General features: G+C 44.4%; 19 protein-coding genes. 3 read left to right on the plus strand and 16 right to left on the minus strand.

Annotation, left to right across the window (positions count from 1 at the left end; all coding sequences use genetic code 11):
- Positions 1-25 precede the first annotated feature (25 nt).
- Positions 26-772 carry a peroxide stress protein YaaA gene (yaaA, locus tag BQ5375_RS12750; RefSeq protein WP_022131932.1) on the minus strand — a complete coding sequence of 249 codons (747 nt, stop codon included), beginning with the start codon at positions 770-772 and terminating at the stop codon, positions 26-28.
- A gap of 197 nt (positions 773-969) precedes the next feature.
- Here yaaA and BQ5375_RS12755 point away from each other — a divergent pair, with 197 nt between their 5' ends.
- Both BQ5375_RS12755 and mobA read left to right on the plus strand, forming a co-directional pair.
- Positions 970-3,063: a molybdopterin-containing oxidoreductase family protein gene (locus tag BQ5375_RS12755; protein WP_076918027.1), complete on the plus strand. Its 2,094-nt coding sequence runs from the start codon at positions 970-972 to the stop codon at positions 3,061-3,063.
- A 9-nt stretch (positions 3,064-3,072) separates the two neighbouring features.
- Positions 3,073-3,669, plus strand: coding sequence for a molybdenum cofactor guanylyltransferase (gene mobA, locus BQ5375_RS12760; protein ID WP_076918028.1), 597 nt, complete (start codon positions 3,073-3,075; stop codon positions 3,667-3,669).
- 36 nt (positions 3,670-3,705) lie between these two features.
- Here mobA and BQ5375_RS12765 read toward each other — a convergent pair whose 3' ends face one another.
- From BQ5375_RS12765 to BQ5375_RS12790, 6 genes are all read right to left on the minus strand, one after another.
- On the minus strand, positions 3,706-5,604 hold the full coding sequence (locus BQ5375_RS12765; RefSeq protein WP_235850003.1) for an ABC transporter ATP-binding protein: 1,899 nt from the start codon (positions 5,602-5,604) through the stop codon (positions 3,706-3,708).
- Positions 5,576-7,432: an ABC transporter ATP-binding protein gene (locus BQ5375_RS12770; RefSeq protein WP_235850004.1), complete on the minus strand. Its 1,857-nt coding sequence runs from the start codon at positions 7,430-7,432 to the stop codon at positions 5,576-5,578. The genes BQ5375_RS12765 and BQ5375_RS12770 overlap by 29 nt, the downstream gene beginning before the upstream one ends.
- Before the next feature lie 83 nt (positions 7,433-7,515).
- Entirely contained in the window at positions 7,516-8,178 is a 663-nt protein-coding gene (locus BQ5375_RS12775) for a sensor histidine kinase (protein ID WP_022131927.1), read from the minus strand.
- A 12-nt stretch (positions 8,179-8,190) separates the two neighbouring features.
- Positions 8,191-8,889: a LytR/AlgR family response regulator transcription factor gene (locus BQ5375_RS12780; RefSeq protein WP_022131926.1), complete on the minus strand. Its 699-nt coding sequence runs from the start codon at positions 8,887-8,889 to the stop codon at positions 8,191-8,193.
- A gap of 167 nt (positions 8,890-9,056) precedes the next feature.
- Positions 9,057-9,554, minus strand: coding sequence for a GNAT family N-acetyltransferase (locus BQ5375_RS12785; RefSeq protein ID WP_022131925.1), 498 nt, complete (start codon positions 9,552-9,554; stop codon positions 9,057-9,059).
- A gap of 14 nt (positions 9,555-9,568) precedes the next feature.
- Positions 9,569-9,961: a pyridoxamine 5'-phosphate oxidase family protein gene (locus BQ5375_RS12790; protein ID WP_022131924.1), complete on the minus strand. Its 393-nt coding sequence runs from the start codon at positions 9,959-9,961 to the stop codon at positions 9,569-9,571.
- Positions 9,962-10,152: 191 nt separating this feature from the next.
- Between BQ5375_RS12790 and BQ5375_RS12795 the strand changes: the two genes are divergently transcribed.
- Entirely contained in the window at positions 10,153-10,536 is a 384-nt protein-coding gene (locus BQ5375_RS12795; protein ID WP_022131923.1) for a winged helix-turn-helix transcriptional regulator, read from the plus strand.
- Positions 10,537-10,579: 43 nt separating this feature from the next.
- Here the strand turns inward: BQ5375_RS12795 and BQ5375_RS12800 are convergent, their stop codons facing one another.
- The 9 genes from BQ5375_RS12800 to BQ5375_RS12840 form a co-directional block, all read right to left on the minus strand.
- Positions 10,580-11,725 (minus strand): glycerate kinase family protein, encoded by a 1,146-nt coding sequence (locus BQ5375_RS12800; protein ID WP_076918029.1) that lies wholly within the window; start codon positions 11,723-11,725, stop codon positions 10,580-10,582.
- 154 nt (positions 11,726-11,879) lie between these two features.
- Positions 11,880-12,863 carry an ABC transporter ATP-binding protein gene (locus BQ5375_RS12805; protein WP_076918030.1) on the minus strand — a complete coding sequence of 328 codons (984 nt, stop codon included), beginning with the start codon at positions 12,861-12,863 and terminating at the stop codon, positions 11,880-11,882.
- Positions 12,863-13,855, minus strand: coding sequence for an ABC transporter ATP-binding protein (locus BQ5375_RS12810; RefSeq protein WP_076918031.1), 993 nt, complete (start codon positions 13,853-13,855; stop codon positions 12,863-12,865). Before BQ5375_RS12810 ends, BQ5375_RS12805 begins: the two co-directional genes overlap by 1 nt.
- Positions 13,848-14,711, minus strand: coding sequence for an ABC transporter permease (locus BQ5375_RS12815; protein WP_076918032.1), 864 nt, complete (start codon positions 14,709-14,711; stop codon positions 13,848-13,850). The genes BQ5375_RS12810 and BQ5375_RS12815 overlap by 8 nt, the downstream gene beginning before the upstream one ends.
- Positions 14,712-14,726: 15 nt before the next feature.
- Positions 14,727-15,680, minus strand: coding sequence for an ABC transporter permease (locus tag BQ5375_RS12820; protein WP_076918033.1), 954 nt, complete (start codon positions 15,678-15,680; stop codon positions 14,727-14,729).
- 76 nt (positions 15,681-15,756) lie between these two features.
- Entirely contained in the window at positions 15,757-17,379 is a 1,623-nt protein-coding gene (locus tag BQ5375_RS12825; RefSeq protein WP_076918034.1) for an ABC transporter substrate-binding protein, read from the minus strand.
- A 399-nt stretch (positions 17,380-17,778) separates the two neighbouring features.
- Entirely contained in the window at positions 17,779-20,802 is a 3,024-nt protein-coding gene (locus tag BQ5375_RS12830) for an FtsX-like permease family protein (protein ID WP_076918035.1), read from the minus strand.
- Between the two features lie 28 nt (positions 20,803-20,830).
- Entirely contained in the window at positions 20,831-21,532 is a 702-nt protein-coding gene (locus tag BQ5375_RS12835) for an ABC transporter ATP-binding protein (RefSeq protein WP_022131915.1), read from the minus strand.
- Positions 21,533-21,702: 170 nt separating this feature from the next.
- Positions 21,703-22,764: a P1 family peptidase gene (locus tag BQ5375_RS12840; RefSeq protein WP_076918036.1), complete on the minus strand. Its 1,062-nt coding sequence runs from the start codon at positions 22,762-22,764 to the stop codon at positions 21,703-21,705.
- Between the last annotated feature and the right edge of the window lie 15 nt (positions 22,765-22,779).

The following is a 22,779-nucleotide window of genomic DNA, read 5'->3' on the forward strand; positions in this document are numbered from 1 at the left end:
ATAAATACCCCTTTCTATCTCATGTTTATTTTACTTTTAAAAAAACATAGTTTGTACTATCCGAATATTTTTCGGAAAAACAATATCCTATTCGGGAGAATTCACGCAGTTTTTCTGGCTGTTCGATCTGGTTTTCTGCCATAAAACGCACCATCTCTCCCCGTGCCATCTTGCACAGTGTTCCTTTTTCTATCACCTTTTCGTCAATCTCTTCCCCAAAAGTACAGGTAATCATACGGATTCCCTCTTTCAGATAACGGCTGACACATCGGCTATATTCCTGAGAAGCAAGATTGATGATGGTATCTGTCTGAGAAAACAGCTCATTTGCAATGCTGTCCCCCCAAAAATCATAAAGATCCCGACTTTCCTGTACCGCAAGCTTTGCCTGCATCTCCAGACGATAGGGAGAAACCCCATCCATCGGACGCACTACTCCATAAAATCCGGACAAAATGCGCAGATGGTTTTGAATGTACAAAAGCTCCTGATCATTAAACACCGCAGGTGCCATATGCTGGTACTGAATTCCATCATAGGCTAAGATTGCTGGAGTCAGCACGCCCTCAAGCTTGATCTTCCAAAGCTGCTCAAAGCTTGTCTGTGCCAGTTTGTCACTGCACTTCCAAAGTTTTTTCAGTTCCGGAAGATCCTTGTTTTGCAGCTCCTGCAAAAGGATCTTTGTCTTTGATAAAAACACCGGCAATCCCTGTTGGGGCAGGCTGTCGGTATCCACATTCATTTTCTTAGCAGGAGAAATAATAATCCTCATAACTTTCCTCCTTATGTTTTTTCCTATTGTAGCATATTTTTAAAGAAACAGCTACTGCAACAACATCTTTCCTTTCGTCTTAAATTGAAATGATTTTATCTATCTTCTTTTTCCCTTTTATCAGTAAAATCTATACAGATTGACTTTTCCCATGGATATTCTATAATTTTTATCAATAGCTTTTCTGGAGGGATTTTATGCAAGTAAAAGCAACCTGTGGTATCTGTCAGGGAAACTGTAAAGTTGTTCTGACAGTAGAAGATGGAAAAATCGTAAAAGTAGAACCTGACCGCGAATCGCCTCGCGGGAGAGCGTGTTTTCGCGGGGTTCACGCGCCGGATATCCTGTACGGAGAACAGAGGCTGAAAAAGCCGCTTATCCGTGTAGGCGAAAAAGGAGAAGGAAAATTCCGTGAGGCAAGCTGGGAAGAGGCGCTGGACTTTGCTGCTCAAAAACTCAAGGCAGTACAGCAGACCTACGGTGCCCGGGCACTTGCCTCCTACTTCGGACGCGGTGTTTTGCGGCTTCCGGTCACCCGTATGGGTACTTCTGCCAAGACCCCATTCTTTGCTCACCTTGGCTCCCCAAATGATATGTGTACCGCTTCCATCTGCAACATCGCTTCCAGCACAGTTACCCCAATCACTGTTCTTGGCATGTACACCTATCAGATGGTGCAGGATGTGGAACACAGCGATTATATCATTGCCTGGGGAAAGAACTCCTTTACCGATGACGGACCTCAGCTCATGCTCCAGCGCATCAAGGCTGCACAGAAGCGAGGAGCAAAACTGATTGTCATCGATCCCCGCCGCACTGGACTGGGCGAAATTGCCGACCAGTGGATTCCCATTACACCTGGCTCAGATGGTGCCCTCGCTCTGGCAATGCTCAAACTGATTGTGGAAAGCGGCAGATACGACCACGACTTTGTCAGAGATTATACCCGCGGCTTTGACCCATTTGCAGAGTATTTAAGCTCTCTGTCTCTTGAGCAACTGTCTGATTGGTGCGGCATCCCGACAAAACAGATTGCAGAACTGACCGACCTGTTCTGTTCCACTCAGAAAATTTCTCTGGTTTCCTATACCGGTTTGGAATATCAGCTCAGCGCCATTCAAAACAGCCGCGCTATCTTTATTCTCTGGGCAATCACTGGAAAACTGGATGTCAAGGGCGGCATCTATCTCAACGCTGAAAAGCTACCGACCTTCCAGCTCAAGGATATTCCAGAAGATAACCCTGCCATCGGGGTAAAGGAATTTCCAATGTTCTATCGCTTTATGGGTGCAGGACAGTTTTCCTGTTTTCCTAAAGCAGTTTTACAGGATGATCCTTATCCGGTCCGCAGCCTGCTGTTAATCGGTGGTTCTCCAATTCTAAGCTATCCTGACAGCAACACCTGGCGGGAAGCTTACAAAAAGCTCGATTGTCTGATCGTTCTGGAACGCAACCTGACCGAGGACTGCCGCTATGCTGATGTTGTCTTCCCTTCCTGTACTATGTACGAATGTCCGATGCTGGTGTCCACGCCAAACGGTCCACAAATCCAGCAGCCGGTTATCGCTCCTGTTGGAGAAGCGCGCAACGATGTTCTGACCCTTTCCGCTTTGGCTAAACGCCTGGGATTTGGGGAAGAATATCCGCAGACTGAAGAGGAATTTTGCAGCTGGCTGCAGCAGGGTACGATTCCTACTACGGTCCATCTTGGCAGTAAAATCAAAAAGGAAAGAAAGTATGAAAAATACAAAACCGGTGACCTGCGTGCTGACGGTCAGCCCGGTTTCCCAACGCCATCCGGAAAACTGGAAATCTGTTCGGTTTATTTGGAACAAAACGGATACAGTCCTTACCCGGTATACTCGGACATTCGCAGCATCCCACAACTAAACCGTCCTGACCTTCCATTTACCCTGACCAGCGGCGCGCGCAGCAACTTCAGAATGGGTGTAATCGGTGCAAACCATCCTTTTGTTGCAGCAGTGGAACCTTATCCGCTGATGGACATCAGCCCGGAAGATGCCAAGGAACTGGGAATCCAAGACGGCGAAATGGCACTGGTAACCACCCCATTCGGCTCTGGAAAATATAAGGCAAAAATCTGCGGTATGGCACGTCACGCCATCCATATTCCACATGGCGGCGGCAGTTCTTATATGACAAAGCCATGGAAAGAAGGCAACGTCAATGATCTGTGCAGTCTGGAATACCACGACCCAATCACCGGCTTTCTCACCATCAAATCGGTTCCTTGCCGCGTGGAAAAAATCCAAGATAAAACGAATCTGTAAGGAGAAATCATGTCCATTTTAACGCAGCAATGTTCCGCGGTAATTCTTGCCGGTGGACAATCCAAACGAATGGGAAGCTGCAAGGCTTTGCTGGAAGTGGATGGTCAATCCATCCTTTCGAGATTATGTCGGGAGCTTTCACGTTTTGAGCCAATCTTTCTTTCGATTAATCAGCCACTTCCCACTTTGTTTCCTTCTTTTGAGCTGGTACAGGATATTTTTGACGATTGCGGTCCTCTGGCAGGAATCCATGCTGCACTAAGCAAAACCCAAAAAGAGGCTTTGTTCTGCGTTTCCTGCGATCTTCCATGTTTCTCGTCTGAGCTTATCTCTTTTCTAACAGAGCAGCTCTGTGAGCAGATAGATGTGCTGATCTGTCAGGATCACACTGGAAAAATTCATCCTCTGTGCGGAATTTATCGAAAACGGATTTTGCCGCAGCTTGAGCAGTCACTTTGCAGCCATCAGTATAAGGTGATGGATTTTGTACAAAAAACAAATTATGCTGTTGCCAAGCTTCCGGAAGACTTTTCCGATAACATTCTCTTTAACATGAACACGCCGGAAGATTATCGTCTGGCAAAAAAACTTTCCTCGCAAAAGTAAAACATAAAAGGCAGGTGAATTTCACCTGCCTTTCTCTTATGCTGTTTGGGTTTCTTCTTCGGTATAATACTGCGCCTGTGCGTTCCACAGTTCATAGTACTTGCCGGATTCATCCGCTACCAGACTTTCGTGTGTACCCTGCTGGACCACGCTTCCATTATGAAATACCGCAATCTCATCGCAGAACTTACAGGAGGAAAGACGATGGCTGATATAGATTGCGGTCTTGTCGCCGACAATCTCGTTAAATTTACTGTAAATCTCTGCCTCCGCAATCGGGTCGAGGGCAGCAGTCGGTTCATCCAGAATGATAAATGGAGCATCCTTGTAAAGTGCTCTGGCAATCGCAATCTTCTGTGCTTCGCCGCCAGAAACTTCAACGCCATCTTTTTCCAGATCTTTGTATAGATAAGTTTCCAGGCCCTTTGGCATCCGTTCCATGCGGTCTGCAAATCCGGCGTTTTTTAGCGACAACGTTACCGCTTCCCTGTCGTACTGTTTGCTTCCCGCCACATTTTCGCCAAGGGTCAGTGCCATCAGTTTAAAATCCTGGAATACAACGGAAAAGATGTTGATATAATCCTCATACTTATATTTTCGGATATCAATGCCGTTGAGCAAAATCTTTCCTTCGGTCGGATCATACAGGCGGCAAAGGAGTTTGATAAAGGTGGTTTTACCAGAACCGTTCATGCCTACGACAGCAAGGCGTTCCCCTACTTTAAATTTCATGCTGACGTGGCGCAGTGCCCAGATTTCGGTACCAGGATACTGGAAGGATACATCCTGAAATTCCACTTCATACTGGCGATCGGAGCGTTTTTCGGTGGTCAGGCTGCCTTGGTACATCTTATTCGGAATATCCAGAAACTCAAAGGCGGTTTTCAAGAATTCCGAGTTTGCCTGCATGGTTCCAAATTGTTCAAGCAGGTCGGAGATTCCCAGAAACAGGCTGCTGATTGCACCCACATACTGTGTAACCGAACCGACACCAAATGCACCTGCCCAGGCTTTCAGGCAGACAAACAGGTAAACTACGCCGGTCAAAACAACTGAGATTGCCCGAGAGGTTGCCATCCACAAGCCCATCGGTCCACGTGCTGCTTTTGAGATTGCAGAAGCTTTAGAAAAACTAATATTTTGCTCCAAATATTTTTCACAGACATTTTCCTGTTGTTGATAGATACGCAGATCTGGTTCGCGTTTTCTGTCTTCTCCTAAAAAGCTGTAAAAATTAAACAAACGATTTCCAAATCTTGCTTCTGAAGCATATCTATTCCAGTACGCATCACTCTTATTGGCACATATTGGGGAAAGAAAAGCAATGCCCAGCATGAATACAATCATCAACAAAGCACAAAGAGGATGATTGAGCAGGGTCAGTGCTCCACTGCCAGCAGGAACTGGCAGAACAAACAGGCTGACCGAAAGAGCAATACCGCCGAAAATCCGAAGTGTCGCCAGCACCATCTTCTGAAAAATGTCGGTACTCTTATAAAATCCCCAGGCGGCCCAATTTTCATTTTGCTTTACTTGAGAGTAGAGTTCATAAACATACTGACGATCGATATCTGCATAATCCAGCTTCATCATCTTTTCCATCCAGATTCGGTCGTATTTTCTTCTCATACTGTCTGTTTCGCAGTTAAACCAACGGTTAAGCATACCAGTACAGAGGGCAAGCAGAGCTGCGGATACAAGCTGAATCAAAACCAATTGGAATAAACGTTCCGGGTTTTTACTTCCCGCCAGTTCATTGATGATCTGCGCGGAAAGCCAGATCGTAACATAAGGACTCAGTGCTTTGAATACCGAATATGATGTACAGGAAACAAAGAATTTCGGACAAAGCTTCCACCATATTTTCCATGTGCGCAGATTTCTTTCCCATGCCAGACGAAAATGATTATTTTTCATCTTGATGCTGCTCATCATGATGACCCCCTTCTTTGTAATACTGGCTCTGTACCTCAAACAGGTTTGCATATCCTCCGCCCAGTTTCAGCAACTGGTCATGGGTTCCTTCTTCTGCAATTTTACCGTGTTCCATAAACAGAATGCGGTCACAGAATCGAGTAGATGACAGACGGTGGGAGATAAACAATGAGGTTCTTCCGTGAGTCATTTCACTGTATTTCATGTAAATGTCATTTTCTGCAATTGGGTCGAGCGCTGCGGTTGGTTCATCCAGCACCAGCAACGGTGCATCTTTGTACAGTGCTCTTGCCAGCATCAGGCGCTGAGTCTGACCGCCGGACAGTTCCACGCCATCCTCGAACACTCTGCGTCCGATCTTGGTATCCAGTTGTTTTGGCAGAGAACGTACCTTTTCGGTCAATCCTGCCTCTTCCAAACAGCTCCACACTTTCGGGATATCGATATCTTCTACTCGCTGAGCAACGTTTTCGGCAACACTTGCCTCCAAAACGGAAAAATCCTGAAAAACTGCTTCAAACAGTTTATAGTAGTCACGGCGGTTATATTTGCGGATGTTTTCTCCGTTGAGCAGCACCCTTCCCTGAGTCGGGTCCAAAAATCCACAGACCAGTTTTACTAGAGTGGTTTTGCCGGCTCCATTTAAACCAACAATCGCGAGTTTCTCTCCTGGATGAATGGTTAAATTAATATGAGAAATGGTATCCTTTTCTGCTTTTGGATAACGGAAGGATACATCTTCCAGCTTGATCTCATATTCTTTATCAAGATCCTTTGCAAGAGGCTCTCCGTCCTCAAATCGGAACTGTTCCGGCCACTCCAACAGCTCTCTTACTGTGGATAGATCCAGACTCTGCTTGTGCAGGATAGAAAACTGATCGAGAATTCCGGTTACCCACTGGGTAAAACCGCTGACCGCATTAAAGTAGAGCAAAAACTGCGATACCGGCAGTCCCTGATTGAGGGTTAATCCAATTAAATAGGCATAGGCAATTCCATTTCGTACAAACGCCAGCATCAGATCAATCACATTGGTCCAGAGATAAATTTTTTCTCTTTTTTCCAAAAACGCCCGATACAGAGAGTATGCGCTGTTCCAGACATCTTCCACCCAGGTTCGCAGGCCAAAAATACGGATATCTTTTGCAAAGGCCCGATCGACCGATGTGTGATATGCATAATTCATCTTTTTGTTATACTGGATTTCTTCTTCGCGATGGCGGTATCCCCACTCATTGATGCGTTTGTTGACAAAATATCCTATGATTGTTGTTGCCAGCACCACAAGGATAAGTCCCGGATTTAAATTAGATAACAGAGCCAGATAAACCACAAATCCCAGAACATTGGTCAGGATATCAGTCCATGTTGTCCAGATAGCTTCGGTCGCTTCTCCATTACTGGAACAGGCACGCATCGCTTTGTCCTCCATCTGGAGAAAATCGGTATCCAGTATATTCGAGAAGGAGGTTTGCGCATCCTTTCTGGAAATCATCATCATAAACTTTGTTCGAAGACCTACCCTGCCAAACAAGGTATTTGCTGTCAGATATGCTTTCATTCCCGACAGAACCATCAGAACCACACTGAATCCCAGAATGCTTGTAACCAGCTGTCCCAGCGGTGCCTGCGTTTCCACCTTTTGCAGAATCATCGGTGCAATCAGCAGCTCTGTGATGGTCACACCTGCTGTTGCCATCGCAAGCGCGATACACAAACAGATAACACTCTTGTCATACTTCCAGGCAATCCCCAGCATAAAACCGGTATTCTGCCACATATTGTACTTTGATTTTTTGATCTCTTTTGTTTCTTTCAATCTTCTCACCTCTGACTGTAGTCTAACACAAAAATTCGCCCCCGGTTCATTTCGGGGACGAATCGTTCAAATTGGGTGACGAATTGCAAAAATCACTCCTGCGGGATCAATATTTCGGTGGTAAAAGCGCCGTCTTCGCTGTTACGGCTGAGATATCCGTCCAGGCGTTCCACAATATTGTCGATACGCACCAAGCCAAAACCATGACCTTCTCCCTTTGTGGTATGAAATCCCTTTCCCACCTTCTGGAGCTTTTTGGTAGCGGTAAAGTTGGTAAATGAAATATAAAGCTGGGTGTTTTTCATATCCATATAGACACGGATCATCCGCTCCTCTTCCGGAAGCGCAAGACTTGCTTCGATGGCATTGTCAAAAAGATTACCAATGATGCAGCACAGGTCAATTTCAGACATCTTGAGTTTGACTGGAATGTGCGCATCTACATGAACATTGATATCCTTTGCACGTGCCAGAGAAATCTTGCTGTTTAATATCGCATCTGCCATTGCGTTTCCTGTCTTTACCACCAGATCTAGTGTATTAAGATCATGATCCAGCTCATCCAGGTACTGTTTGAGCCCCTGCAAATCATCGTTTGCCGCCAGAATTTTCATCGTCTGGATATGGTTGCGGTAATCGTGCCGCCAGCCACGCATCTGCCGGTACATGTTTTCCACTTCCCGATAATGCGTTTCGATCAGTTCCCGCTGGTAGACAGCAATTCGTTTGTCGATCTGTTTTGAAAAAAAGGACATGCTGATTCTCCTTTACGCATACGCAATAATAGCGCGGTTAAGCGGTTCATAAGCTCCCCTTGGAAGCGGGAGAACTGTTCCATCGGAAAGACGGACCTCCGTTTTGGTTACCCTCTGGATATACTTTAAATTTAAAATCATCGCCCTGCCCACCCGGCAAAAGCGCTGATCCAGTTCCTTTTCAAATTCTCCCAGTGGACGTTTTACGGTATAATCTTCCTTTGCGTGAACGGTCACATAGTTTTGCCTTACGTCCAGATAACGAATATCATAAAAGGGAATTCGCACCATCTCACCGGACAGTTCCAGATTCAGACAACGTTCCTGCTGTTTTCTTTTATCCAGTGCGCGGTCAAGCACTGTAAACAGTTTCTCCCGGTTAACCGGTTTCATCAGATAGTGCAGTGCCGCTACCTCATACCCTTCCGCAATATAATCAGAATAACCGGTAATAAAGATAATCTGTACTGCTTCGTTATCTTTCCGCACCTGCTTTGCCATGGTCACACCATCCATCTGCCCCATCTCGATATCCAGCAACAGAATGTCATATTCCTTATTTTCTTCATATTTAAACAGGAAACTTTCCGCGGAAGGAAAGCGTCTTGCCAAAATTTCGATCTGCCGATCCTGAGCCCACTGTGTCAGGATCTCTTGTACGAAGGCAGCATCCTTGTCACTGTCATCGCATATTGCAATCTGATAAGCCACCAGCTCACCTCATCCTCTGCAAAATAAAAGCAGCGGTCATCTTTTATAAAACTTCCACTGCTTTCTTTGATTATTATATCGCGCTACAAATTCTTTTTCAATAGACCAAAGTTTGTAACAACAAAACAGGAGTATCTTTGAAAGGACACTCCTGTTTTATCTTATTTCTAAATATTTATTTTATATTTTCTAACATTTGGAAAGCCTGGATGCGGCACAATTTCTTGCAAAATACCGTTATTTTTTTCGATCACATGGGCAGAAGCCAGATTTGGTTCATTACAGGTAACGAGTACGCTTTTCCATCCCAATTTTTTTGTTTTTTGAAGGGTCAGCTTCAAAATTTCAGTCGCATATCCCTTTTCTCTCTCGGATGGGCGAACACTATACCCGATTTGTCCTGCATAATGTAGAATAAACTCATTATTTTGCAGTCTAATATCTGAAATCCCAACCATTCTACCCTTCTCATTCAATGCCAGAAAAACAAGTTCCTCCACCTTTCCATAATGGGGAATATACTCTTTTCGAAGCCATCTCGCGTAGTCTTCCGCCTGCTCTAATCCAACTCCTCCACTGATTCGTTCTCCCCGGCTACAAAACTCTTCTCGAAAATCCATGACATTGGACTTATCTGCCAAACCTGGCAAAATCAATCTGAGCATCCTTCTCTCCTTCTTTACAGCTCCTTATTGTTATTGTCTCCCGGTGTTGTTACGATCACCTTTTCCGGTGTGATTACCAAAGCTCCCTTTGCTGTCGCTGCACCATGAAACATGTCCTCTACCATCGTCTTAAATTTTTCTACAATATCTCCCTGTTCCAAATATTCTGCCTTACCCTTGATTTGGTATCCTTCAAGCGTCATTCCATTACTTACCGATACTGCAATATTTTCATTTTTTCGAATATTCTGAAGAGTTGTTTTCAGAAAAACATCACCAACAATAAGCTTTCCATCTTCTGTCACATCTTTAAACGCAACAGGAATGACATTCGGTATATCCCCATCACAAGTTCCTAAATACCAAAGCTGTTCTTTTAATAAATTTACCACATTTTCGTTTAACATATTCTGTTCCTCCATTTCAATATTTTGTACTCTCATCTTCTGAGGTTATTTTTATCATAAGAGATTGAACAGCCCAGGTAAATACAGAAAGAAGTTTATAAGTTACTAATAAATTTCATAGTAACTTGTAAAGAGAAAGCATTCTCTCTATAATAAAATCAATATAAAACAAATTGGAAAGGAACTTTTATATGTATCAACCCAAATTGGAAAAAGATATTCGGTGTCCGTTGGAATATGGACTGGAAATATTTGGTGGTAAATGGAATTCGCGCATTATCTGCGTTCTTGCCGAGAAGAAGTCCCTACGTTACAGTCAGCTTCGAATAGAGATGGTCAACATTTCTGATGCTGTTCTGGCATCCACATTAAAAATATTATTAAAAAATGATATTGTAAAACGCACCTCTTTTGATGAAATTCCACCCCATGTGGAATATTCCCTGACGGAAAAAGGGTTATCCGTCGTTCCTATTTTACAAAGCATTTGCCGTTGGGCTGGTGCTTATCATCGAGAAGAAAATGAAAATACCCTAATGCAGTGTCAGAAATGCGATTATCGTTCCTTGCATTAACCGCTATCCTTGCAAAAAAGCATAGACTATCTTGCATGTATTTTTATCCCCTAATTTGAGCTGCTTTCCACAATCTGATGACCTGCTCTGCGGTCAATGCCAAATTCTCTTTTGCAGTCTCTTTTTCCATCGCTTTTTCCAGTGTAATGCATTCTCTGACAATCGGAAAGAATGCATCTATCCCACAGGTATTGCCGTTTCCTGCTTCTTTTGTCACACTCCCCGCCAAGGCAACAACCGGCTTATGGTATTTCTTTGCCAGGTTTGCCACTCCAATCGGGACCTTCCCCATCAAGCTTTGTCCATCTAATCTTCCTTCTCCGGTGATGATAAGGTCACTGCTTTTAAAAAGTTCTTCTATATTAAGTTCATCCATTACGATCTGAATTCCCGGTTCCAATGTTGCACTTAAAAATGTTCTAAAAGCAAACCCCATACCACCTGCCGCGCCTGAACCCGGTGCTGTTTCGTCTGCATCAGGGATTTTATTCTTTGCAAGGTTAGCATACTGTTTTAAAAATTGATCCATTTGCGCAATTTCCCGTTGATCTGCACCTTTTTGCGGCCCGTAAATGACACTGCATCCATTTTCCCCACACAGAGGATTGCTTACATCACAGGCTACACGAAATCTGCATTCTTTGAGTTTGGGCAATTGGTTTTGCAGCTGAATTTCTGAAAGAAATTCCAGCCCCTTTGCTCCCATGGGAATTTCGTTTCCCTGACCATCCAGAAACTCAAAACCCAAAGCCTCAAGCATTCCAACACCGCCGTCATTGGTGGCACTTCCGCCAATTCCAACAATAAAATTGCGGCAGCCAAGTTTGATTGCATCCGCAATCATCTCACCCACACCTCGAGTTGTTGTGTTCATCGGATTTCTTTTGGACTCTGGAAGCAGAGGAAGTCCTGCTGCCTGTGCCATTTCAATCACTGCTGTCTGAGCATCTATCAACCCATACAGACAACTTATCGTTTCTCCCAGCGGCCCGCTTACCTGCAGGGTACGATAGCTCCCCTGTTTAGCCAGCACCAGTGCTTCCATTGTGCCCTCTCCGCCGTCAGCAATTGGCAGTACCTCGACCTGTGCATCCGGATCAGCCTTCAGGATTCCCTTTTTTACTGCATGTCCTGCTTCCAGAGAAGAAATACTTCCTTTAAAGGAATCCATCACTACTGCGATCTTCACACCGTTTCCCCCATTTCCTGATTAAAACTTTTTTATTGCACACTCTTTCTATCAAACAATATATCATACCATTCTTTCCAATACAAGAAAGCCTCCATAGTCATTTCACATACTATGGAGGCTTTTACTTTTGCTATCAAACAAATATCTTATTTTAATCTGCAAACTTTTCTGCGTAGTGGCAAGCCACAAAATGATCGCTTTCCAGTTCACGCAGTTCTGGACGCTGTGTTTTGCATTGTTCGGTCGCATAAGGACAACGCGGTGCAAAACGACAGCCTTGCGGCACATCCATCGGGCTTGGCAATTCTCCCTGCAGTTTGATACGCTTTCTTGTCTTTGCTGCACGTGGGTCTGCAATCGGGATTGCGGAAAGAAGTGCCTGTGTATATGGATGTAACGGACGATCATATAGATTGTCACTCTTTGCCACTTCTACCAGATTTCCCAGATACATAACACCGATTCTGGTGCTGATGTAGCGTACCATCGACAGGTCGTGTGCAGCAAACAGGTAGGTCAAGCCCATTTCATGCTGCAAATCTTCCAACATGTTAACCACCTGTGCCTGAATGGAAACGTCCAAGGCAGCAATCGGCTCATCACACATAACAAATTCCGGATTCACACTCAAAGCTCGAGCAATTCCAATTCGCTGACGCTGGCCGCCGGAAAATTCATATGGAAATTTCAGCATATCATCCGGCTTCATGCCAACCTTATTAAGCAGATATTCAATTCGTTCCTTTCGCTCTCCTGCACCCATCCCAATTTGTGCAAGAGGCTCACTCAAAATTTCTTCCACATTCCAGAATGGATTCAGCGCAGAATACGGGTCCTGAAAGATAATCTGCATCTTGTTGCGGAATTCCTTCATTTCAGATGGTTTGGCATTGGTGATATCCTTTCCCTGATAGGAAAGTTTTCCGCCGGTTACATCATACATTCTGATCAGTGTTCTGCCTAAGGTAGATTTTCCACAACCGGATTCTCCAACCAGACCAAATGTTTCCCCTTTCATAATATCCAGAGTAACACCATCCACTGCCTTCAGATACTTTGTTTTACCACCTAAAAATCCCTTGACCGGAAAGTATTTTTTCAGGTCTTGGGCCGATATCAATACTTGCTGGCTCATTACCTTGTTTCCTCCCCTTCCTGTTCACACAAAAAGCACATTGCCCGATGTGTCTGGCTAAAGTTCTGATATTCAGGCATCTGTTCAAAGCATTTTGGCTGAGCAAATTCACAGCGTTCTGCAAACGGACAGCCTTTTGGAGGGTTAATCAAGGACGGCGGCAAACCTTCAATCGACTTTAACCGCTCTCCTTCTTTCAGATCAAGCGACGGGATTGCACGGAGCAACGCTTTGGTATAAGGATGCTTTGGTTCATAGAAAATTTCATCTGTTGTTCCGCATTCCATAATCAGACCGCCGTACATGATCGCGATCTTGGTGCAGACATTTGCTACAACGCCCATATCATGGGTAATCAAAACAATCGACGTATTGTACTGCTCCTCAAGTTCTTTCAGGAGATCCAGAATTTGTGCCTGAATCGTCACATCCAGCGCTGTAGTTGGCTCGTCTGCGATCAGAAGTTCTGGTTCACATGCCAACGCCATTGCAATCAGAACTCTCTGACGCATACCACCAGAAAACTCGTGCGGATACTGATTCATTCTGGTTTCTGGCATTGGGATTCCAACACGTCGCAGCATCTCAATTGCTTTAGTTTTTGCTTCTGTCTTACTGCAGCTGCTGTGACGCATGATTACTTCTTCCAGATGAGCTCCAATCTTCTTTAAAGGATTTAATGCGGTCATCGGGTCCTGGAAAATCATCGTCATCTCTTTGCCGCGCATTTTACGGTACTCTTCTTCGTTTAACGAAAGCAGGTCTTTATCCTGAAACCGCAGGACATCCGCACTCGTTTTTGCATTTTCCGGCAGGATTCCAAGAATTGCCTTCATGGTAACGCTCTTTCCGCTTCCGGATTCTCCAACCAGACCAACAATTTCTCCCTTATTTACCTCAAAGCTGACGCCACGGACTGCCTGAACTTCCTGACCACGGCTACTGAATACAGTTTTTAAATTTTCCACCTGCAAAATTGTACTATTATTCACTCTTCTCACCTGCCGTAATCTTTGGTTCTACAAATACACGCAGAACGTCTCCAAGTTTATTAAACGAATATACTGTCAAAATAATCAGGATGCCTGGCAAGATCGCCATATAAGGTGCTTTTTGCAGGTACTGCTGCGAACTTTGCAGCAGGCTTCCCCAGCTGGACATTGGCTGCTGAACACCCAATCCCAAAAAGCTCAGCGAACTTTCGGTCATAATTGCGCTTGCAATAATTGCTGTTGCTGCTGTAATGATGGTTGGGAACACTGCCGGAAGAACATGTTTTATCATAATGGAAAAAGGATTAACCCCAATAAATTTTGCGTACTGAACATACTCTCTTTCTTTGGATGAAAGCACTTCCGACCGCACCAGTCTTGCAATCTCCATCCAACTGAACAAACCAATTACAATAACGATGGAAAACAGTCCCTTTTTAAACAACAGTCCAACAACGGTTACCATGATAATCCACGGAATGGAGGAAAAAATGTCAACCAGTCGCATCAGGATATTGTCGACCAAACCGCCAAAATAACCCGCTGTCATGCCAATGCTGACACCAAGGAAAATTGAAGTAAGCATTGCCAATACACCAACCAGCAGCGATACTCTGCCGCCATACAGTACACGTGCAAGATAATCCCTGCCCATTTCATCGGTACCAAACCAATGTGCAGCAGAAGGGCCCTGAAGTTTATTGGTTACATCGATTGCATCCGGGTCCACATTGACAAACACGATAAAGATGCTGATTAAAATAATAACCAGCAGATACGTTGCCGCAAAAATTGCCTGTTTGTTGTGTCTGAGTTCATAGAGGACGTTTTCCAAACGTCTGTTTTTCTTCTTCATGGTTTGAGTCCTCCCTTATTTCATCGACTTGATTCGTGGGTCTGTCAGGCAGTATAAAATATCGGATAACAGATTGCCCAGGATAACCAATGTACCGGATAAAACCAGAATGTTCATAACGATTGGATAATCCAAAGACTGGATTGCCTTAACAAAGTAAGGACCGATTCCCGGCCAGGAGAAGATAGTTTCGGTAATAACAGCACCGGTTACCAGCATCGGCAACGCCATACCCAGCTTGGTAATCAGCGGGAGCAGTACGTTTTTGCTGACGTGCTTAAACAAAATCTCTGCTTTCTTAGCTCCGAATGCCTGCTGAACCAAAACATAGTCCTCTTTGAGCTGTCCAATGGTGGAACCACGAACATATCTTGTCAGGTCCGGCAAAAATCCGATGGTCAAAACGATATATGGCATAATAAAATGCTGGATAAAATCAGCAAAAGAATCTTCCATACCAATGGTGTGCATTCCCATCAACGGAAGCAGCTTCCATTTATAACCCAGCAAGTACATCAAAATCATTGCAAACCAGAAGGTTGGTGTTGCAATACCAATCGAGCAAAATCCATCAATCAGTTTGTCCTGCCAACGATTTTTGTGGCTTCCTGCAACCAATCCCAGCACAATTGCCAGAAGAAATGCTGTAATGTAGGAAGGAAGAACCAGAGAAATTGTGGCCGGAATCCGGATAATCAGGTCATATTTAATACTGGTGTGGGAAACCAGAGAATAACCCATATCCCCTTGCAGCAGATTCAGAAGCCATTTTCCGTACTGTACCACAACCGGATCATTCAGCCCGTATTCTTCTTTTCGATATTCAATTTCTTCCTGTGTCATATCCGGTGTAATAATGGAATCCACCGCATCGTATGGAGCCAGATTAATTAAAGTAAAGCAGATCACCGTGATCACAAAGAGAAGCGGGATTGCCTGCAAAATCCGTTTCCCTATATACTTGAGCATATCTTTTCCTCCCAGATTTTGATCATAAAAAAAGGATTGCTGTGACTGATGCACGGCAATCCCTTTTTATCCAATATTATTCCATCGTCAGCTTAGACAGATCACTAAAGGTATAAATTGGAACCAGTTTTGCCTCGTCGATTCCACCTACATTCGATGTAGTAACCAGGGTTCTCAGGTTAGTTCCCAGAGGATAGAAGATTGCATCCTCCATAACTGCCTGCTGTGCCTGTGTATAAATTTCCTGGCGTTCGGTTTCATCCAGTGTAGCATTACCCTTTACAAACAATTCATTGACTGTTGCATTGTCGTAATTCATCATGTTCATCATGCCTTCCTGATCCGATACAAACAGGGAAGCATAAGCATAAGGGTCAATACCCATAACATATCCGCCAATCATAATGTCGTATGGGCTGTTTTCTCTTTCCAGAACAACATCCATGAATGCTGCCTGCTCTACACCCTCGATCTGAGCATTGATTCCGATTTCCTTCAGCTCAGCCTGAATTGCCAGTGCCATTTTTTCTTCTGTTGCATTGGTTCTTACATAGGTAATGGTCAACTCTTTTGGACCGTTTGCAGTCAGCTCTTTTGCTTCTTCAATGTTCTGCTCATATTTTTCCAGATCTTCGGTGTAATACTTATTACCTTTTGGCAGGAAAGAATATCCCAGTACAAAGAATTCAGGATCTGTGTAAGCAGCGGTCATGATCTCTTCACGATCCAGCGCTTTCAGGATACCTTTACGGTAATTGATATCCTGCATATTTTCCGAAGCTGTGTTCAGACGGATGTAAGCAACACGGCCTTCGCTGTAGTTGTTGATGTTGTAATTTTCGTTATCTTCAAAAGGACCAATGGTGTCTGGAAGACCAATCCACGCATTGATATCGCCATTCTGGAGAGCCAGAGATGCAGTATCTGCTTTTTCAATGATCTTGAAGACAACATTCTCTGTTTTTGCCTCACCCAGAGCATAGTTTGGATTCTTGGTAAAATACAGATGCTGTCCAGCCTGGTATTCTTTCAAAGTATATGGTCCGCTGCAAACGATTTCATCCTGAAGCAGGTTGATGTCAAAAGTACCCTTGCTTTCAAAAACATGTTTTGGGAGAACAAAGTTTTCCGAAGTCAGCAGTTCCATTGCATTTGCACTTACTTCTGGGAGTGTAATAACAACAGTCAGATCGTCTGGATTTTCAAATGTAATCGGTGCTCCGTTTACATAGAAGGTCTGCATTGCCTCATTTTCAGCATTGTAGCTGTAAACAACATCCTCTGCTGTCAGTGGTTCGCCATCGCTCCATTTGAGGTTTTCCTTAATTTTAACAGTATAAACCAGACCATCTTCGGATGTTTCAATGCTGTCTGCAATAACATAATCAATGCTGCCATCGGTGTTCATTCTTGCCAGAGGTGCAAAGAGCATGTTGTTTGTCATCAATCCATAACGGTCTGTGGAGGTAAATGGATTGAGTGTATTTCCGGTATCTGCTTCAATCGCAATTGTGAATGTATTGGAAGCTGTTGTTTTTTCACCCTCGCTGCTTTCTTCTGTTGCTGCAGTGGTGGTTTCTGTTCCGGATGCTGCTGCCTGCGATTTTGCAAGTTCTTCTGAATCCACATTACCGCAGCCGGTCATCATGGAAACAGCCATTGCACAGCACAACAGGATACTGAGCAGTCTCTTTTTCATAAATAGATCCCCCTAAAAATTTAAGCATAACAACCCCTGATAACCTCTGGCCAATGAGGAAACTGGGCAACTTGATTCCTGCAGGAAATTTCCACTTACTGTAACAATATAACTAAAATTATTTTTAAAATCAATAAATATAAAAATTATCAATTAATGCCAAATTTCGATAGGATTTATCTATATGTTATATTTTTCTGTTTTAAAATGTACTATATCTACAAAGTATTACAGGTTTTCTTTCATTTTATTGCTAAAAATAGAAAATATACATTTTTTTACAAGAATTCCGTCATTGTTATTTTTACAACAATTTAAACAAACTTCACGCATTTTTCAGAATGTTTTTTTGATTATGCATAAAAAAACAGACAGGATATTTCCTGCCTGTTTTTTTCATTATTCAATCGATTTGAGCGACTCTGCCATGTTGATTTTTTCGAGTTTTCCAAACATGACAAGGTTTACAATACATGCAAAGACAAAGGTCAGTGCAATACTGTAAAGATAGCTCTGTGGTCGAATCACCTGTGCAAAACTTACCATATCAATATTGATCTGTTCCATAACAAACCAGTGCAGCCACTTACCCAGCAAAAGGCCTGCTCCTCCTCCGATTGCTGTCAGGAATATATTCTCCCTGAATACATAAGATGCCGTTTCAGTCGGATAAAATCCCAGCACCTTGATGGTTGCAATCTCACGGATACGCTCGGTAATGTTGATATTTGTCAGGTTGTAAAGAACGATAAATGCCAAAGAACCTGCACAGATAATAATTAGCAGCACGATATAGTCAAGGCTTGACATCATACTGTTAAATTTATCCAGAGTGTCTGCATTGACGGTAACGCTGCTGACTGCGTCAAAGTTCATCAGACGAGCGAGCAGTACATGTTCATCCGCTACTCCCTGAGTATTGATATAGATGCTGCGGTATTCTACCTCTTCCCCTGTCTGAGCTTCCCAGCTTTCTGCTGTCAGATACAGATAGTTGTAAACAAAGTTTTCACTCAAACCGGTTACCCGCAGGGATAATTCGTGTCCGTCTTCATCGCTCAGCGAAATTACATCGTTGATTTCAATTCCATTTCGACGGGCAAATTCACGATTGAGTACCGCCTGACCTTCCTCTGGATATGCAATTGGTGTGCCATCTTCTGTATGAAGGTTCCAATAATCAGAAATCTGAGAGACATTCTCCGGCATGACCAAAGTGATGGATTTTGTCGTTCCATCTTCCAGCTGAACATCCATCGAACGTTCTGCCGCCCGGGTATATCCTTGGGTTTCTTCCCGCAGATAGTCTTCCACTTCTTCCCACTCACTTTGCGTGTAGTCTTCATTCATCAAAACGCTCATACCATAGGTCTGGATTTCACCAAACTGTTGTCCCGCTACATCAGCAATTGAGTCCTTGACACCAAATCCTGTTACCAGCAATGCTGTACAACCACTGATACCAACGACCATCATAAAGAAACGCTTTTTGTAGCGAAGGACATTTCGGATCGAAACCTTTACTAGGAAAGATAGCTGATTCCACAAAATCGGAATGTATTCCAGAAGGATTCGTTTTCCTGCCTTTGGTGCTTTTGGACGCATCAGCTGTGCCGGAACACTTGCCAGCTCATATCGACAGCTGAAATAGGTGGTACCCATGGAACAAAGCATCGATGCCGCCATCGAAATCAGTGCAAGTTTTTTGTCAAATACAAACAGGATATCTCCCATTGTGTACATAATCGCATAGGACTGCCAGATAACAAATGGGAAAATAATGGAGCCGCCAAAAAATCCGAGCAGACATCCCAGTCCTGCAGCACTTCCGGAATAAAAGAGGTATTTTCCCATGATGACCCCTTCGCTGTAACCCAGCGCTTTGAGTACACCAATTTGGGTTCGCTGTTCCTCTACCATTCGGTTCATGGTCGTGATGCAGACCAGAGCCGCTACCAGGAAAAAGAAGATTGGGAAAACATTTGCAATACCGTTTACAATCGCGGAGTCGTTATCAAAACTTGCATAACCAATATTGGTGTTGCGATCCAGAACATAAACATCCGGCTCTTCCATCTCATCCAGGTCATCCTGTGCATCATCCAATTCTTCCTGCGCATCCTCTGTACTGGTATTAAGATCGGCAATACCCTGCTGATATTCCTGATATCCTGCATCATACTCCCGCTGCGCCTGATCTACCTGCATACTGGAATCGGTCAGCTGTGCCTGCTGATCGTTTAATTCCTGCCTGCTCTGTTCAATCTGTGCCAGACCAGCTTCAATCTCATTTAGTCCCGATTCAATCTCCAGAAGGCTGGCTTTTAGTTCCTGCTCCTGCGCTAAGACCTGTGCATAAGAAGAAGCATCATACTGTGCCTGGTTTTTTAAAGCTGCAACCTGATCCAGTCCAGAAAGCACTTCCTGCTTCTTTAAAATCAGATCTGTTTTTTGGGAAAGAAGATCCTGTTCCTGAAGATTGAGCTGGTTTCTTCCGTTATCCAGTTCGATTTGTCCGCTTTGAATCTGGGCTCTGCTGCTTTGAATCTCCGTTTTTGCACTGTCAAGCTCTGTTTTGGAGTCGTACAGCTGACCTTCTCCCTGTCTTACCTCTTCTGCAAGCTGTTCCTTAGCATTTACCAGCTGCTGTTCTCCTTCTGATTTGAGCCGGTCATATCGCTCATCCGCTTTCTGCTGTGCAAACTCTTCCAGCCAATCCTCCATCGAGTCAATAGCATCATCATATTCATCCGTATAAATCTGAGCATCTCCTGTATTGATCCGGACAAAGATCTCCGTATCATAGTCACAGTCAAATGCCTCACGCTCAATCAGCATGAATCCCTGGATAGTACCATTTCCAAGCGAAGTAGTTCCTCGCTCATAGTTTGCATAGTATGGAGAGTTGACCGTTCCAACAATCCGGAAGCTTTTCTGCTCAAACATCTCATCGGTATCTTCATCATTTTCTTCCGATAAGGTCAGAATGGTGCCAATCGACTCTTCCCCAAAAGCCTGCGCATCCACGACACATTCCGTCGGCGACTGCGGCATTCTGCCATGAACCAGTACCGGCGTATTCTGATTATCCAGCAAACTGTGTACCTTCAGAACGTTCTGCGATCCCTGTTCATCCATAATAAGGGCATCGGTAGAGATTGCCCCCTGTGCGTCCAAAATCCGTTCTCCTCTGGAAAGTTCCCTTGCTGCATCCGTATCAAAACCGATGGTGGACAACAGGCGCACATCATAAAAATTGGTATCATCAAAATATTGCTGGGCACTTTTTACCATTGCACTTCGGGTAACTTTCAGTCCCGAAAACAAACCGACACCCAGCGCGACAATTGCCAAAATCGCAATATAACGGCCCAAACTTTGCCGTATCTCGCGCAGGGTGGTCTTTGTCATTGAAGACCCCATTCGATCCCCCTCTTTTGCTCAGCAGATTCTACCATTCGATCTGCTCAACCGGTATAATGTGTGAATTCATTTCTTCGCTTACGACCGTACCGCTCTTGACGGTAATGATGCGGTCTGCCATCGCAGTAATCGCTTGGTTGTGCGTAATAACAATAACGGTCACACCGCTTTGGCGGCAGGTATCCTGTAATAGTTTCAGTACCGCCTTACCGGTATTATAGTCAAGCGCACCGGTAGGCTCGTCGCAGAGCAAAAGCTTTGGATTTTTGGCAAGTGCCCTTGCAATCGCAACCCTCTGCTGCTCACCGCCGGAAAGCTGCGCCGGAAAGTTTCCCATCCTGTCCTTAAGCCCTACTGCTTCCAAAACCTGAGCTGCCGGCAAAGGATTTTTACAGATCTGCGCTGCCAGTTCCACATTTTCTAACGCAGTCAGATTCTGCACCAGATTGTAAAACTGGAACACAAACCCAATATCATAACGGCGATATTCGGTCAGCTGGCGTTTATTGTATGCCGAGATCTCCTTTCCATCCAGAAAAACAGAGCCTTCACTTAAACTGTCCATGCCTCCCAGAATATTGAGAATGGTCGTTTTTCCGGCACCGGAAGCGCCTACTACAACGCAGAATTCGCCCTTCTCCACCTGAAAATTAACATCGCGCAGCGCGTCAATGCTGATTTCACCGGTGTGATAAGTCTTTTTCACATTATGAAATTCCACAAACGCCATTTCGCTCTCTCCCACTTTTCTTATTCATTCCACACACATTTTATACTGTGCATGACAAAAATCATTTTTCTTTATTATAGCACCCAACGAAAGATGCGGCAACCGGAAAACTGGTTTTTCGACCCCCTTTTATAACAAAAGAAGGGTGAAACCACCCTTCTTGTTTGCTGCTATAACATTTCTTTGATTCGGTTATCTTCTAACCAGTCCGCAAGACTGTTTACATGATGTCCTTCAAATCCAGTTGTTTCCTTTGCACAGTACATGCTGTCCAGAACCGCTTCTTCTGCACATTCTGCAATAGCGCGGAATGCAAGATCAATCTTTCCTTCCGGAATTACCTCTCTGGTCTGAACCGACTGCTCGTCAAAGCGGATTCTGTTCGCTGTGGAAAATCCAATCATGATTTCCCCGCTTCCATGTCCGACAAAACTTCCCAATCTTGCCAGACCTACGCTGGCACGTTTGAGGATTCGATGCAGCTGACGCTCGCTGACCGGCAGGTCAGTCGCTGCAATCATGAGAATGCTTCCCTTATCCGATTCGCCTTTCGGAGCATCTGCAAGTTCTGCAATCTTCTTTCCGATGTTGCATCCATGTACCGTAAGGTCTGCCAGTCTGCCATGATTTGACTGTACCAAAAATCCGATGGTGTACTGCTTTCCATCAATCTCGATCACACGAGAAGCTGAACCGATTCCGCCCTTTAATCCATGACAGATGGTTCCTTTTCCGGCACCGACATCCCCCATGGCAAAATCTTCGCTTGCAGACTCAATTGCCTCAAAAACATGCTCCTGTTTTACCGCCCGTTTGCAGATATTGTTCAGGTGGCTGTCGTTACACTCTCCAACAATCGGGTTGATGCTCTTCATGGTTACACCATCCCGCTCACACCGCTGAACCATATATTCCACCAAACCATCATGGACCAGACCGACGTTCAGGGTATTGGTCAAAGCAATCGGCGTTTCCAGTGTTCCCAGTTCTTCAATCTGGACCAGGCCCGCCGTTTTGCCAAAACCATTCCAGACAAAGCTGGATGCCAGCATCTTGTTAGCGAAGATATTATCCTCGCACGGCATAATAACGGTCACACCGGTTTTGTGCTCTTCGTTGTCAATGGTACAATGTCCCACACGCACCCCTTTGACATCGGTGATCTTGTTAAGCTTTCCGGTTGGAAGCTCTCCTACGATAACGCCATAGTCCCTAATTCTTTTCTGCGACATGTTGACCCCTTCTTT

Origin of the sequence: Negativibacillus massiliensis (assembly GCF_900148495.1) — a bacterium.
In the GTDB taxonomy this organism is placed as follows: domain Bacteria; phylum Bacillota; class Clostridia; order Oscillospirales; family Ruminococcaceae; genus Negativibacillus; species Negativibacillus massiliensis.